Below are 13,300 nucleotides of genomic sequence, written 5' to 3'. Positions count from 1 at the left end.
TAGGGGCCGCGACGGTGGGGTTGCCGGGGTGAGCTTGAGCACGGCGCGCGTCCCGGACAAGCCGGGCGGCGGAAACTTCAGATCCCTCTGACGTAACGCCGCGTTCACGGGCGGGTCACCCCGCCCGCTCGGCCGGGTTCACCGGATTACCCTGCGCTGGTGGACCTGAGCAGGCGTGCGGTGCTGCTCGCCGCGCTCGCGGCGGGGGTACCCGGCTGCACCGGCGGCGACCCGCCCGCCCCCGCGGAGCTGGTGCTGGCCACCGGACCCGACGGCGCGGTGTTCCGGGAGATCGGCGCGGCGCTGGCCTCGGCGCTGGCCGACCAGCTGCCCGAGACCCGCGTGGTGACCAGGCAGACCGGAGCCTCGGTGGAGAACGCCAGGCTGCTGCAGGAAGGGCAGGTCCACTTGGGACTGTCCTCGCTGGACCCGCTGGCGGGCGCGCTGCTCAGCGCCGAGGACCCCGGCGGCATCAGCGCCGTCGGCAGGCTCTACGACAGCTTCCTGCACGTGGTGGTCCCGTCCGGGTCGCCGGTGCGGCGGCTGGCCGACCTGGCCGGGCTGCGGGTGTCGCTCGGGCCGGTGGAGTCCGGCACCGAGTTCACCGCCACCCGGCTGCTGGACCTGCTGGGCGTGCGGGTCCAAGCGCTGCGCATGGCGCACGCGGAGGCCGCCCGGCAGCTCGCGGCGGGCTCGATCGACGCACTGCTGGCGCTGACCGGCATCCCCACCCCGGCGGTCAGCGACCTGCTCGGGCCGACCCCGCCCCGGCTGGTCGACCTGCCCCAGGAGGCCGAGGCGCTGGCCGACGCCTATCCCGGCCTGTACGTGCCCGCGACCATCCCGGCCACCACCTACCGGCCGCTGCCCCCGTGCCGCACCTTCGCCGTGCCCAACCTGCTGCTGGCCCGCTCCGCGCTGGACCCGGCCGTGGTGGAGGTGGTGACCAGGACGGTGTTCACCGAGTCCGCCCGCATCGCCGCGCGGCACCAGGAGGCCAGCCGGATCAACGTGCGCACCGGCATCGCCACCGGTCAGGTGCCCCTGCACAAGGGCGCCGAGCGCTGGTTCCGCTCGGTGAAGCGCTGAGACCGGAAGCGCTGAGACCGGAAGCGCTGAGGTCGGGTGCCCGCGTCAGGTGTTCAGGCGGACCACCGCGTCCACGCCGTGCGGCCGCGCCGGGCGCAGCTCCAGCTCCCCACCCGCCGAGGCGACCAGCTCGGCGCAGATGGCCAGGCCCAGCCCGGTGCCGGGGGTGTTCTGGTGCCGGGGGGACCGCCAGAACCGGCGCAGCGCCTCCACCCGCTCGTGCTCGTCCAGCCCCACGCCGTCGTCGGTCACGTGCAGCTCGACCACACCGCCCTCCCCGGCGCGCCCCCACACCCGCACGCGGGTCGCCCCGGACAGCCGGACCGCGTTGCCCACCAGCTCGTCGAGCACGCTGCCCAGCCCGCCCGGCGGCGCCAGCACGCGCAGCCCCGGCGGCACCTCGACCTCCAGCGCGATCCCGCCCGCCAGCGCCCGCCAGCCGGGCGCGTGCGCGGCCAGCAGGCCGTTCAGCTCCACCGGCTCGGCCGCCGACGCGCTGTCCAGCCGGGTCGCGGCCAGCAGCGCGTCGAGCACCCGGCCCATCTCCTCGGCCTCGTCCGCGGCGATCCGCTGCGCCTCCCGGCCCAGCTCGCCGGACACGTGCGGGGCCAGGTTGTCCACCGCCAGCCGCAGGCTGGCCAGCGGGTTGCGCAGCTGGTGGGAGGCGTCCGCGACGAACTCCCGCTGCCTGCGCAGCGCCCGGCCCACCACGTCCACCATGGCGTTGAACGACGCGGCCAACCTGCGCAGCTCCGGCGGACCGCCCACCTCGTCGGCCCGCGCGTCCAGCTCGCCCTGCGCGACCGCCGCGGTCGCCTCGTCCAGGGTGCGCACCGGCCGCAGCACCCAGCGCGACATCGGCCAGGCCACGGCCACCACGCCCAGCAGCGGCACCAGGCCCAGCAGCGCCAGCACGCCCCACTGCCGCACCACCTCCGCGCGCAGCCGCTCGGTCGGCGAGATGGTGACCACCGCGGCCACCACCTCGCTGTCCCGCCCCACCGGCTCGACCACCACCATGTCGACGTCCTCCCACGGCCACACCGCGGGCGTGTGGTCGCCCCGGTAGCCGCCGAACGCCGCGTCCAGGCCCCGCCGCACCGCGTCCTCGCCCAGCTCGAACTCCTGCCGCGACCCGGCCACCACCCGCCCGTCGGTGCCGATCAGCGCGGCGGCGATGCCGTAGAGCCGGTCGTAGCGCACCAGCTCGTCGGCCAGCGCGGTCAGCCTGCCCGAGGCCAGCGCGTTCTCCGCCAGCGAGGCGAACCGGGCCGCGTCGCCCAGCCGGTCCAGGTAGGTCTGCTGGCTCTCCCGCTGCACCACCGCGAACGCCAGCGGCACGCCCAGCGCCGCCACCAGCGTCACCAGCAGCGGCACGAACAGGACCAGCAGTCTGCGGAGCACGGCAACCTCGCCGGGGTGGGGCGTGTCCCCACTGCGCGGACCGGACCCGCGCGGACAGGGGTTCGACGATGATGACACGCGGGAGCGCCCCGGACCGGACGGGTCGAGGTGACCGGTTGCCGGACGTTCCGGCAGGTCGCCCCGTGGCGGGCGTGCCCCACCCCCGGTGAGCCGATCCGCGTCAGGCCCCGGCCGCCACCCGGTAGCCCACGCCGCGGATGGTCTCGATCCGCACCGCGTCGCCGAGCTTGCCGCGCAGCGCGGCGATGTGGGTGTCCAGGGTGCGCGACGGCGCCTCCCAGTGCGCCTGCCACACCTGGTCCACGATCAGGTCACGGCTGACCACTGCGCCCGCCCGCCGCACCAGCAGGGCGAGCAGGTCGAACTCCTTGCGGGTCAGCGCCACCGGGACGCCGTCGACGCGCGCTTCGCGGGTGGCCTCGTCCAGCTCCAGCGGCCCCAGCGACAGGGTCTCCCCCGCGCCGGTGCCCGCGCGGGCGTTGCGGGTGCGCCGCAGCACGGCCTCGATGCGGGCCAGCAGCTCCGCGGTGCCGAACGGCTTGACCACGTAGTCGTCCGCGCCCGCGCGCAGGCCCAGCACCCGCTCCCGCTCCTCGCCCCGCGCGGTCACCGCGATCACCGCGGTGCCCGGCCGGTGGCGCAGCTCGCGCAGCACGTCCAAGCCGTCCTTGTCGGGCAGGCCCAGGTCCAGCAGCACGACGTCGGCGGCCGGGGCGGTCAGCGCGGCAGCGGCCGTGCCGACCCGGTGGACCTCGTAGCCCGCGTGCCGGAGGGCGATGAGCAGACCACGCGCCACCCGGTCGTCATCTTCGACGACGAGGATGCGCACGGCGGGCTCACTCGTCCGGCTTGTCGCCGACCTCGGTGCCGGTCCGCTCGGCCTTCACCTCGGCCGCCGGGACGGTGGTGGTGTCCCGCTCGGCCCCCGCCGACTCCCCTTCCGACTCCGCGTCCGACTCCGACTCCGGCTTCGCGGGCGGCTCGATGACCTCCCGCTCGCCCCGGCGCGCGGCCAGCACGAAGTACACGACCGCGCCGAGGAAGACCACTACCGAGGTGATGACGTTGATCCGCAGCCCGAACACCTGGGTGGCCGGGTCGGTGCGCATCAGCTCGATCCAGAACCGGCCCGCGGTGTACCCGGCGACGTAGAGCGCGAAGACCCGTCCGTGCCCGAGCCGGAACTTCCGGTCGGCCCAGACGATCAGCAGCGCCACGCCCAGGTTCCACAGCAGCTCGTAGAGGAACGTGGGGTGCACGATCGCGATCGGCGTGTGGTCCAGCGCCACGCCCGCCAGGTCGTCCTTGAGGCCGGTGGCCGGGTCGACCCGCTCGTAGATCTCCAGGCCCCACGGCAGCGTGGTGGGACCGCCGTAGAGCTCCTGGTTGAAGTAGTTGCCCAGGCGGCCGATGGCCTGCGCGGTGACGATGCCCGGCGCCAGCGCGTCGGCCATCGCGGGCAGCGGGATGCCGCGGCGGCGGCAGCCGATCCACGCGCCCACGCCACCCAGCGCGATGGCGCCCCAGATGCCGAGGCCGCCGTTCCAGATGGCCAGCGCGTCCAGCGGGTCGCGCCCGGCCCCGAAGTACTTGTCGTAGTCCGTGGCCACGTGGTAGAGCCTGCCGCCGACCAGGCCGAACGGCACCGCGAAGACGGCGATGTCGGTGACCGCCCCCTTCTCGCCGCCGCGCGCCACCCAGCGGCGCTCGCCCCACCAGATCGCCACGATGATGCCCGCGATGATGCACAGCGCGTAGGCCCGCAGCGGGACCGGGCCCAGCTGCCACACGCCCTGGTCCGGACTGGGGATCGTCGCGAGGTAAGTCGTCACCACGGCATCCACCGTAGTGGGTGGGCGGGAGCGGGCTAAGGCGACAGCTCGATTGTTACCGGGAAGGGTCGCGGGAGCTCGATGACACCACCCTCACCGCGCGCGATCTCGACGTACTCGGCCGCCTCCAGCTCGAACAGCGCCGCCGCGACCTCGGCTTCGGACGGGTCGACGACCAGGTGGTACGGCACCCCGGCCGCGGCGTAGAGCGGGTGCTTGAGGGTGCGGTCGACGACCTGCGTGTCCGGGGACAGCACTTCGCCCGCCAGCACCACGTCCTCCGCGGCGAGCGCGGTGCCGTCCCCGGCGAGGCGGTTGACGGTGAAATCGGGGATGACCAGCCTGCCGGGCGCGAGGTGGACGCCGACCGCGACCAGGGCCTCCCAACCCGGTGGGCAGGCGGCGCGCAGTGCCGCGGCGCAGCGCAGGAGCAGTCGCTGGTGGCCGGTGGTGCCGAGGGCTCTCACGACGAGCGTCCCGTCGACGCACTCGACCCGCTGCGAGCGGTACCTGGTCATGATGTCGTGCACGAGCTGGTTCATGCGGCCAGCTTCGCGATCACCACCGACAGTTCCGGGGGTTCGAGCGGCCCTGCGGCCACCAGTTCACCTGATCGAGTCGACCGGGGGGGCGACTCGCGGGTGGGTCAGGCGGGGGTGGGGACGGCGCGGACGCCCTGGGCCAGCTCCTCGGTCAGCGCGGCCACCGAGTCGGTGTCGACGGCCGAGACGAACGCCGAGCCGACGATCACCCCGTCGGCGAACGCGGCCAGCTCGGCCGCCTGCGCCCCGTTGCGCACGCCCAGCCCCACGCCCACCGGCATGTCGGTGTGCTCGCGCACCCGCCGCACCAGCGCGGGGGCCGCGGTGGAGACCACGTCCCGCGCCCCGGTCACGCCCATCACCGAGGTCGCGTAGAGGAACCCGCGCGAGGACCGCGCGGTCAGGTCGATCCGCTCCTCGGTCGAGGACGGCGCGACCAGGAAGATCCGGTCCAGATCGTGCGCCTCGGATGCGGAGATCCACTCCAGCGCCTCGTCCGGCACCAGGTCCGGGGTGATCAGCCCGAGCCCGCCCGCCGCGGCCAGGTCGCGCGCGAACGCGTCCACGCCGTAGCGCAGCACCGGGTTCCAGTACGTCATCACCACGGCCTTGCCGCCCGCCTCGGCCACCGACTCCACCACGCCGAACAGGTCCCGGACCCGGAACCCGCCGCGCAGCGCCCGCTCGGCGGCCCGCTGGATGGTCGGCCCGTCCATCACCGGGTCGGAGAACGGCAGCCCGACCTCCACCACGTCGCAGCCCGCCTCGACCATGGTGCGCAGGACGTCCTTGGAGCCCTCCACGGTGGGGAACCCGGCGGGCAGGTAGCCGATCAGCGCCGCCCGCGACTCCTCGCGGCAGCGCGCGAACACGCCTTCCAGCCTGCTCATGCCCGATCCTCCCGAACGCCGAGCCCGAACCAGTTGATCGCGGTGTCCATGTCCTTGTCGCCGCGACCGGACAGGTTGACCACGATCAGCCCCTCCGGCCCCAGCTCGCGCCCGATCTTGAGCGCGCCCGCGAGCGCGTGCGAGGACTCGATCGCCGGGATGATGCCCTCGGTGCGCGACAGCAGCGCGAACGCCTCCATCGCCTCCGCGTCGGTGGCGGGCCAGTACTCGGCGCGGCCGGTGTCCTTCAGGTGCGAGTGCTCCGGGCCGACGCCGGGGTAGTCCAGGCCCGCCGAGATGGAGTGCGCCTCGGTGACCTGGCCGTCCTCGTCCTGCAGCAGGTAGGACATCGCGCCGTGCAGCGAACCGGGCGTGCCCGCGGTCAGCGTCGCGCCGTGGCGCCCGCTGTCCAGGCCGTCGCCGCCGGGCTCGATGCCCACCAGGCGCACCGACGGGTCGTCGATGAAGCCGTGGAAGATGCCGATGGCGTTGGACCCGCCGCCCACGCACGCGACGACCACGTCCGGCAGCCGCCCGGCCTGCTCCAGGAGCTGCTGCCGGGCCTCCACCCCGATGACCCGGTGGAAGTCGCGCACCAGCACCGGGAACGGGTGCGGCCCGGCCGCGGTGCCCAGCAGGTAGTGGGTGTCCTCGACGTTGGCCACCCAGTCCCGCAGCGCCTCGTTGATCGCGTCCTTGAGCGTGCGCGCCCCGGTGGTCACCGGGATGACCTCGGCGCCCAGCAGCCGCATCCGGGCCACGTTGAGCGCCTGCCGCTGGGTGTCGACCTCGCCCATGTAGATGACGCAGTCCAGGCCCATCAGCGCGCACGCGGTGGCCGTGGCCACGCCGTGCTGGCCCGCGCCGGTCTCGGCGATGACCCGCTTCTTGCCCATCCGCTTGGTCAGCAGCGCCTGGCCCAGCACGTTGTTGATCTTGTGCGAGCCGGTGTGGTTGAGGTCCTCGCGCTTGAGGAACACCCGCGCGCCGCCCGCGTGCTCGGCGAACTTCTTCGCCTCGGTGAGCAGCGACGGGCGGCCCGCGTAGTCGCGCAGCAGCCGGGAGAACTCGTCGAGGAAGTCCGGGTCGACGCGCGCCTTCTCGTAGAAGGCGGCCAGCTCGTCCACCGCGGCGATGAGCGCTTCCGGCATGAACCGGCCACCCCACGGCCCGAAGTGACCCCGATCGTCGGGGTCGTGGGGCGTCGGAGCCAACTGGCCGCGCGACATGGCGCTCTCCTTACCGACTCGGCCGGGGGCACGCGGGGTGCGACCCCGCCGTCACCAGCTTGTTCACCGCGACCTTGGGGTCGCCGCTCGTGACCAGGCTCTCGCCGACCAGCACCGCGTCCGCGCCCGCCCCCGCGTACGCCATCAGGTCGCCCGGCCCGGACACCCCGGACTCGGCGATCTTGATGGTGTCGAAGGGCAGTCCGGGCGCGATGCGGCCGAACACGTCCTTGTCCACTTCCAGGGTGTGCAGGTTGCGGGCGTTCACCCCGATGACGCTCGCCCCGGCCTCCAGCGCCCGGTCGGCCTCCTCGGCCGTGTGCACCTCGACCAGCGCCGTCATGCCCAGCGACTCGACCCGGTCCAGCAGCGAGACCAGGGCGTTCTGCTCCAGCGCCGCCACGATCAGCAGCACCATGTCCGCGCCGTGCAGGCGCGCCTCGTGCACCTGGTACGGGCTGACGATGAAGTCCTTGCGCAGCAGCGGGACGCTCACCGCCGCGCGCACCGCGTCGAAGTCCGCCAGCGACCCGCCGAAGCGGCGCTGCTCGGTCAGCACGCTGATCACCCGCGCGCCGCCCGCCTCGTAGGCCGCCGCCAGCTCCGCGGGCTCCGGGATGTCCGCCAACTGCCCCTTCGACGGGCTGCGCCGCTTGACCTCGGCGATCACCCCGACCCCCGGCCCGCGCAGGATCGACAGCACGTCCTGCGGCGGGGGCACCTTCGCCGCCCGCTCCCTGAGCGCCTCGAAAGGCAACTGCGCCTCGCGCGCGGCGAGGTCCTCACGAACGCCTTCGATGATCGACTCGAGAACGGTCATCCGAACACCTCGCCCGTGTCCGCGGCCCTTCCTGGTTCGGTCGCAAGCTCCCGCACGTCATGCTCCCCTTCCCGCCACGAGGATGCTAACCCCGCAGGCACCCCGTCCCGGCCACCGGGTGGTGGCGTCCGCGCTGATGATCGGGGCCCTCTCGAGCCGACGTGCGCAAACGTGCGGCACGTCAGTCCCCCTCCGTGGGATCGTCCCCGCGCTCCAGCGCGTTCCACAGCTCCCGGTCGGGATCGGCGGACCGCTTGGCCGCGCCGGGCGTCTGGTAGCCGCCGCCCAGCTTCGGCATGGCCGCGCCGCGGACCACCAGCAGCCCACCCGCGCCGAGCACGAGCAGCGCGCCCAGCAGCGCCACGCCGCGCGCCGCGAGCGCGCCCTCGGCGCCGAGGGTCACCGCGGCGGTGGCCGCGCCCGCGCCCAGCACCACCACGCCCAGCAGCCGCCGGACCCAGCCGCCCAGCGCCACCACGGCGGCGATGGCGGCGGCGCACAGCAGCGCCAGCGGCACCAGCGCGGGCGCCGCCTGCCCGCCGGTCAGCGCGGCGGTGGACGACGGCCGCCCGTCCGCGCCGCGCACCCAGGTCATCGCGGAGGCGCCCCACAGCGCGACCGCCCCGAGGAGCAGCAGGCAGACCACGATCCACAGCGGACGCCGCCGCGCGCGCCGGTCGCGCTCGGCAGGCGAGTCCTCAGGCACGTCGGGGGGCACGTCCGGTGGCACCGGAGCGGGCGCGGACTCGGCTTCGGGACGAGCTTCGGGTTCCCGGTCAGACACGGGCCGAGCCCACCCCCGAGTCCACTGCCGAATCCGCTGCCGAATCCGCTGCCGAACGCGCGGCCGGGGCCATGGTCTGCGCGGTCGCGATCGCCGAGAGCACCGCGCCCGCCTTGTTCAGGCACTCGTTGTCCTCGGCCAGCGGGTCCGAGTCGGCCACGATGCCGCCGCCTGCCTGGACGTAGGCCACGCCGTCGCGCACCAGTGCGGTGCGGATGGCGATGGCGGTGTCCGCGTCGCCCGCGAAGTCCAGGTAGCCCACCACACCGCCGTAGAGGCCGCGCCGGGTCGGCTCCAGCTCCTCGATCAGCTCCATCGCGCGCGGTTTGGGCGCGCCGGACAGCGTGCCCGCCGGGAAGCACGCGGCCACCGCGTCGAACGCGGTGCGGCCCTCGGCCAGCTCGCCGCTGACCGTGGACACGATGTGCATCACGTGGCTGTACCGCTCGACCTTGAAGAAGTCGACCACGGTCACCGAGCCCGGCTTGCACACCCGGCCCAGGTCGTTGCGCCCCAGGTCGACCAGCATCAGGTGCTCGGCGCGCTCCTTGTGGTCGGCCAGCAGGTCCTTCTCCAGCAGGGCGTCTTCCTCGTCGTCCACGCCGCGCCACCGGGTGCCCGCGATCGGGTGCGTGGTGGCCTTGCCGTCCCGCACGGTCACCAGCGACTCGGGGCTGCACCCGACGATGTCGAAGCCGTCCAGCCGCAGCAGGTACATGTACGGGCTGGGGTTGGAGGTGCGCAGCACGCGGTAGATGTCCAGCGGGTCCGCGGCGTTGGGCATCTCGAACCGCTGCGAGAGCACGACCTGGAACGCCTCGCCCGCGCGGATGGCCTCCTTGGCCTTCTCCACCGCCGCGGTGTGCTCCTGCCGCGAGCGGCGGCGGACGAAGCGCGGCTCGGGCCGGGAGAACACGGCCACGGTGGGCGGCGCCGGGTTGTCCAGGTCCGCGGCCATCCGGTCCAGCCTGGCCACCGCGTCGTCGTAGGCGGCGTCCACCCGCTCCGCCGAGTCGTCCCAGTTGATCGCGTTGGCGATCAGCGTGACGGTGCCCTCGTGGTGGTCCAGCGCGGCCAGGTCCACGGCCAGCATCATCACCAGCTCGGGCACGCCCAGGTCGTCCTCGGCCAGCGAGGGCAGCCGCTCCAGCCTGCGCACCGCGTCGTAGCCGATGTAGCCGACCATGCCGCCGGTGAGCGGGGGCAGGCCGGGCAGCGGGTCGGTGCGCAGCACCTCGATGGTCTCGCGCAGCGCCGCCAGCGGGTCGCCGCCCTCGGGCAGGCCCACCGGGTGCGCGCCGGTCCAGTACGCCTCGCCGCCGGTGGCGGTCAGCGAGCCCGCGCACCGCACGCCCACGAACGACCAGCGCGACCAGGAGCGGCCGTTCTCGGCCGACTCCAGCAGGAACGTGCCCGGCCGGTCCGCGGCCAGCTTCCGGTACAGACCGACCGGCGTCTCCTCGTCCGCGAGCAGCCTGCGCACCACCGGGATCACCCGCCGCTGCGCGGCGAGTTCGCGGAACTCCTCGCGCGTCGGGCTGACCTCGCCCAGCCCCGCACCTGCACCGATCACGCTCACCATGCGGCCATTGTGCCCGGCTGCCCTCGGCGACTCCCAACCGCCGGTTTTCAGCGTCTGTTGGAATTTTTTCGCGTGGTGCTCATCATGGTGGGGTGGAGCACAGCACCGAACGAGCCGCGCCCAAGCGCCGAGGACGTCGCGCGGGCGGCGAGGACACCAAGGCGGCACTGCTGGAGGCGGCGCGGGAGGTGTTCGTCGAACGCGGCTACGACGGCGCCACCGTGCGGGTCATCGCCGCGCGCGCGGGCGTGGACGCGGCCATGGTCAACCACTGGTTCGGCGGCAAGGAGGGGCTGTTCGCCAAGGCCGTGCTGCAGTTCCCGGTCGACCCCGGCGAGCTGGTCGAGCGGGTGCTGGACGGGCCGCGCGAGCAGCTCGGCGAGCGGATCGCGCGGATGTTCCTCACGGTGTGGGACACCAGCGGCGGCGGCAGCTTCGCCGCCCTGGTGCGCAGCGTCACCGCCCACGAGCAGGTGGCGCGGGTGCTCCGGGAGCTGTTCCTGCAGGTGGTGCTCAAGCGGGTGGTCGGCACCCTGGACGTGGACCGGCCCGAGCTGCGCGCCGCGCTGTGCGCCAGCCAGATCGTGGGCATGGGCATGGTGCGCTACGTGGTCTCGTTCGAGCCGCTGGTCTCCGCCGAGGTGGAGACCCTGGTGGCCGCGGTGGGCCCCACCCTCCAGCGCTACTTGACCGGGGACATCAGCACGGTGCCGTCGAAGCAGGTGTGATCGCCGGTGTGGCAGGCGGCGCCGGTCTGGTCGACCACCAGCAGCAGCGTGTCGCCGTCGCAGTCCAGCCGCACCTCGTGCACGTACTGGGTGTGCCCGGAGGTCTCGCCCTTGACCCACAGCCGCTGCCTGCTGCGCGAGAAGTAGGTCGCGCGGCGGGTGCTCAGCGTGCGGTGCAGCGCCTCGTCGTCCATCCAGGCCACCATCAGCACCTCACCGGTGCCGCGCTGCTGCGCCACCGCGCACACCAGCCCGTCGGCGTTGCGCTTGAGCTTGGCGGCGATCGCCGGGTCCAGCGCGTCGCTCATCATCGTCCTCCGAAGTGCTCGCGGGCGGGCTTGGTGTTGAGCAGCACGACCACGAAGACGTGCAGGGCCGACAGCAGCGCGGCCACCACGCGCAGCCACACCGGCCCCTGGCCCAGCACGGTCAGCAGGTGGGCCAGCGCGCCCAGCGCGAACACCGCCAGGCCCGCGGGCCTGGCCTGGCGCACACCGGTGGCCAGGCCCGCGACCACCAGCAGCTCCAGCACCGCCACCAGCGCCGGGAACCGGATCCACGAGCTGTCCGACTCGACCTGCCACTGCACCACGCCGACCAGCAGGAAACCCGTCGCGCACAGCGCCCCGAGCAGGCAGGCCAGGTGGATCTCGGGGGTGTCCTTGGCGCGCGGCCTCAACGGACCTCCACGCCCGCGTCGCGCAGGCACTTCTTGACCTCGCCGATGCGCAGCGTGCCGAAGTGGAACACGCTGGCGGCCAGCACCGCGTCCGCGCCCTCGGCCACCGCGGGCGGGAAGTGCTCCACCGCGCCCGCGCCGCCGCTGGCGATCAGCGGCACGTCCACCACCGCGCGGACCCGGCGGATCAGCTCCAGGTCGAACCCGACCTTGGTGCCGTCGGCGTCCATCGAGTTGAGCAGGATCTCGCCGACGCCCAGCTCCTGACCCCTGGCGGCCCACTCGACCGCGTCGATGCCGGTGCCCCTGCGCCCGCCGTGCGTGGTCACCTCGAAGCCGCTGGCCGTGGGCCGCTCGCCCGCCGGAACCCGGCGGGCGTCCACCGACAGCACGATGCACTGCGCGCCGAACCGCCGGGACAGCTCGCCCAGCAGCTCCGGGCGGGCGATCGCGGCGGTGTTGACGCTGACCTTGTCCGCGCCCGAGCGCAGCAGCTTGTCCACGTCCTCCGCGGTGCGCACGCCGCCGCCCACGGTCAGCGGGATGAACACCTGCTCGGCGGTGCGGCGGACCACGTCGAAGGTCGTCTCGCGGTCGCTGGAGGAAGCGGTGACGTCCAGGAAGGTCAGCTCGTCGGCGCCCTCGGCGTCGTAGAGCTTGGCCAGCTCCACCGGGTCGCCCGCGTCCACCAGGTTGGTGAAGTTGACCCCCTTGACCACCCGGCCCCGGTCCACGTCCAGGCAGGGGATCACGCGCACCGCTACTGACATGCGGCCAAGCCTACGGAACCGCTGGCCGAAGCCCTCCGGCAGGCGGTTCTCGGCGACCTCCGACCGGTCCGTTTGGCGATCGCGGCCGGATGTGGTTAGCTAGTCGTGGTCGTTAGGTTTTGTGTTCGTGTCATCCACGCTCGCGAAACGTGTTTCGAGCGTGTGGTTTCTCCTCCAGGTTCGCCGGTGGAGTCCCCGACTTGGGCCGGCCGCAGTGGGCGCACCCGCTCCCACCAGAACCCGTTAGAGGAGAAAAAATGGCTCAGGGCACCGTGAAGTGGTTCAACTCGGAGAAGGGCTTCGGCTTCATCTCCCCCGAGGGTGGCGGCGCGGACGTGTTCGTGCACTACTCGGAGATCCAGAGCGGCGGCTACCGCAGCCTGGAGGAGAACCAGCGCGTGAGCTTCGACATCGGCCAGGGCCAGAAGGGCCCGCAGGCCACCAACGTGTCGGTCATCTGACACGTCCTCGTCGTCGAAGGGCCCCGCTCCCCGGAGCGGGGCCCTTCGCCTTTTCCGGCTAGCGTTCCGGCATGAGCTTGGGAGAGGGCAAGTACCTGCTGCTGACCACGTTCCGCAAGAACGGCGACGCCGTGCCCACCCCGGTGTGGGTGGTCGCCGAGGGCGGAACCCTCTACGCCTGGTCGGCCACCGGGGCGGGCAAGGTCAAGCGCATCCGGCGCAGCGGCGAGGTGCTGGTCGGGCCGTGCGACCTCCGGGGCAACCCGACCGGGGAGCAGGTGCCCGCGCGGGCGCGACTGCTCGACGAGGCCGGCAGCGACCGGGTGCGCGGGCTGATCGCCCGCAAGTACGGCGTCGTGGGCCGGGTGACGCTGCTGGGCAGCAGGCTGCGCCGCGGCAGGAACGGGTCGATCGGCATCGAGATCGTGCCGTCAACCCAGGGTTGACCCGCCGTCATTCGTCAACCTAG

The 13,300-nt window shown here is 73.7% G+C and carries 16 protein-coding genes; 4 read left to right on the top strand and 12 right to left on the bottom strand.

Features of this window, described 5'->3' with window-relative positions:
* Window positions 1–159: 159 nt before the first annotated feature.
* Window positions 160–1,089, top strand: coding sequence for a TAXI family TRAP transporter solute-binding subunit (locus IEZ00_RS11045; protein WP_229795413.1), 930 nt, complete (start codon window positions 160–162; stop codon window positions 1,087–1,089).
* Window positions 1,090–1,134: 45 nt separating this feature from the next.
* Here IEZ00_RS11045 and IEZ00_RS11040 read toward each other — a convergent pair whose 3' ends face one another.
* From IEZ00_RS11040 to IEZ00_RS11000, 9 genes are all read right to left on the bottom strand, one after another.
* The gene (locus tag IEZ00_RS11040) at window positions 1,135–2,493 is read right to left on the bottom strand and encodes a sensor histidine kinase (protein ID WP_189223082.1); all 1,359 of its coding nucleotides are present in this window, start codon (window positions 2,491–2,493) and stop codon (window positions 1,135–1,137) included.
* A gap of 181 nt (window positions 2,494–2,674) precedes the next feature.
* Window positions 2,675–3,343, bottom strand: a complete 669-nt coding sequence (locus IEZ00_RS11035; protein WP_189223081.1) for a response regulator transcription factor — start codon at window positions 3,341–3,343, stop codon at window positions 2,675–2,677.
* A 7-nt stretch (window positions 3,344–3,350) separates the two neighbouring features.
* Window positions 3,351–4,346, bottom strand: coding sequence for a prolipoprotein diacylglyceryl transferase (lgt, locus tag IEZ00_RS11030; protein WP_189223080.1), 996 nt, complete (start codon window positions 4,344–4,346; stop codon window positions 3,351–3,353).
* A 35-nt stretch (window positions 4,347–4,381) separates the two neighbouring features.
* Entirely contained in the window at window positions 4,382–4,888 is a 507-nt protein-coding gene (locus IEZ00_RS11025) for a Uma2 family endonuclease (protein WP_189223079.1), read from the bottom strand.
* 104 nt (window positions 4,889–4,992) lie between these two features.
* Window positions 4,993–5,778, bottom strand: coding sequence for a tryptophan synthase subunit alpha (gene trpA / locus IEZ00_RS11020; RefSeq protein ID WP_189223078.1), 786 nt, complete (start codon window positions 5,776–5,778; stop codon window positions 4,993–4,995).
* The gene (gene trpB, locus IEZ00_RS11015) at window positions 5,775–7,007 is read right to left on the bottom strand and encodes a tryptophan synthase subunit beta (RefSeq protein ID WP_189223077.1); all 1,233 of its coding nucleotides are present in this window, start codon (window positions 7,005–7,007) and stop codon (window positions 5,775–5,777) included. Before trpB ends, trpA begins: the two co-directional genes overlap by 4 nt.
* A 10-nt stretch (window positions 7,008–7,017) precedes the next feature.
* Complete coding sequence (gene trpC / locus IEZ00_RS11010) at window positions 7,018–7,827, bottom strand: indole-3-glycerol phosphate synthase TrpC (RefSeq protein WP_189223076.1); 810 nt, start codon at window positions 7,825–7,827, stop codon at window positions 7,018–7,020.
* 181 nt (window positions 7,828–8,008) lie between these two features.
* On the bottom strand, window positions 8,009–8,611 hold the full coding sequence (locus IEZ00_RS11005; RefSeq protein WP_229795411.1) for a Trp biosynthesis-associated membrane protein: 603 nt from the start codon (window positions 8,609–8,611) through the stop codon (window positions 8,009–8,011).
* A complete protein-coding gene (locus IEZ00_RS11000; RefSeq protein WP_189223075.1) occupies window positions 8,604–10,193 on the bottom strand; it encodes an anthranilate synthase component I in 1,590 nt (529 codons plus the stop codon). The genes IEZ00_RS11005 and IEZ00_RS11000 overlap by 8 nt, the downstream gene beginning before the upstream one ends.
* Window positions 10,194–10,285: 92 nt before the next feature.
* Here IEZ00_RS11000 and IEZ00_RS10995 point away from each other — a divergent pair, with 92 nt between their 5' ends.
* Window positions 10,286–10,921, top strand: coding sequence for a TetR/AcrR family transcriptional regulator (locus IEZ00_RS10995; protein ID WP_189223074.1), 636 nt, complete (start codon window positions 10,286–10,288; stop codon window positions 10,919–10,921).
* Here IEZ00_RS10995 and hisI read toward each other — a convergent pair.
* From hisI to hisF, 3 genes are read right to left on the bottom strand one after another with little or no spacing between them, the layout of a single operon-like run.
* Entirely contained in the window at window positions 10,876–11,229 is a 354-nt protein-coding gene (gene hisI, locus IEZ00_RS10990) for a phosphoribosyl-AMP cyclohydrolase (RefSeq protein ID WP_189223073.1), read from the bottom strand. The genes IEZ00_RS10995 and hisI overlap by 46 nt on opposite strands.
* Window positions 11,229–11,600 (bottom strand): hypothetical protein, encoded by a 372-nt coding sequence (locus tag IEZ00_RS10985; protein WP_189223072.1) that lies wholly within the window; start codon window positions 11,598–11,600, stop codon window positions 11,229–11,231. Before IEZ00_RS10985 ends, hisI begins: the two co-directional genes overlap by 1 nt.
* Window positions 11,597–12,370 carry an imidazole glycerol phosphate synthase subunit HisF gene (hisF, locus tag IEZ00_RS10980; protein ID WP_189223071.1) on the bottom strand — a complete coding sequence of 258 codons (774 nt, stop codon included), beginning with the start codon at window positions 12,368–12,370 and terminating at the stop codon, window positions 11,597–11,599. The genes IEZ00_RS10985 and hisF overlap by 4 nt, the downstream gene beginning before the upstream one ends.
* 257 nt (window positions 12,371–12,627) lie before the next feature.
* Between hisF and IEZ00_RS10975 the strand changes: the two genes are divergently transcribed.
* Window positions 12,628–12,831, top strand: a complete 204-nt coding sequence (locus IEZ00_RS10975) for a cold-shock protein (RefSeq protein ID WP_189223070.1) — start codon at window positions 12,628–12,630, stop codon at window positions 12,829–12,831.
* Window positions 12,832–12,902: 71 nt separating this feature from the next.
* Window positions 12,903–13,277: a PPOX class F420-dependent oxidoreductase gene (locus IEZ00_RS10970; protein ID WP_189223069.1), complete on the top strand. Its 375-nt coding sequence runs from the start codon at window positions 12,903–12,905 to the stop codon at window positions 13,275–13,277.
* Window positions 13,278–13,300: the final 23 nt, after the last annotated feature.

Source organism: Saccharothrix coeruleofusca, from assembly GCF_014648515.1.
GTDB classification, from domain to species: domain Bacteria; phylum Actinomycetota; class Actinomycetes; order Mycobacteriales; family Pseudonocardiaceae; genus Actinosynnema; species Actinosynnema coeruleofuscum.
The sequence above is the reverse complement of the archived record's forward strand: the minus strand, read 5'-3'. Positions and strand labels throughout refer to the sequence as shown.

Bases quoted from the DNA above. Each gene is read 5' to 3' on its own strand.
- IEZ00_RS10970 (WP_189223069.1), top strand. From the start codon at position 12,903: ATGAGCTTGGGAGAGGGCAAGTACCTGCTGCTGACCACGTTCCGCAAG.
- trpA (WP_189223078.1), bottom strand. From the start codon at position 5,778: ATGAGCAGGCTGGAAGGCGTGTTCGCGCGCTGCCGCGAGGAGTCGCGG.
- trpC (WP_189223076.1), bottom strand. From the start codon at position 7,827: ATGACCGTTCTCGAGTCGATCATCGAAGGCGTTCGTGAGGACCTCGCC.
- trpB (WP_189223077.1), bottom strand. From the start codon at position 7,007: ATGTCGCGCGGCCAGTTGGCTCCGACGCCCCACGACCCCGACGATCGG.
- hisF (WP_189223071.1), bottom strand. From the start codon at position 12,370: ATGTCAGTAGCGGTGCGCGTGATCCCCTGCCTGGACGTGGACCGGGGC.
- hisI (WP_189223073.1), bottom strand. From the start codon at position 11,229: ATGAGCGACGCGCTGGACCCGGCGATCGCCGCCAAGCTCAAGCGCAAC.
- IEZ00_RS10975 (WP_189223070.1), top strand. From the start codon at position 12,628: ATGGCTCAGGGCACCGTGAAGTGGTTCAACTCGGAGAAGGGCTTCGGC.
- IEZ00_RS11025 (WP_189223079.1), bottom strand. From the start codon at position 4,888: ATGAACCAGCTCGTGCACGACATCATGACCAGGTACCGCTCGCAGCGG.
- IEZ00_RS11000 (WP_189223075.1), bottom strand. From the start codon at position 10,193: ATGGTGAGCGTGATCGGTGCAGGTGCGGGGCTGGGCGAGGTCAGCCCG.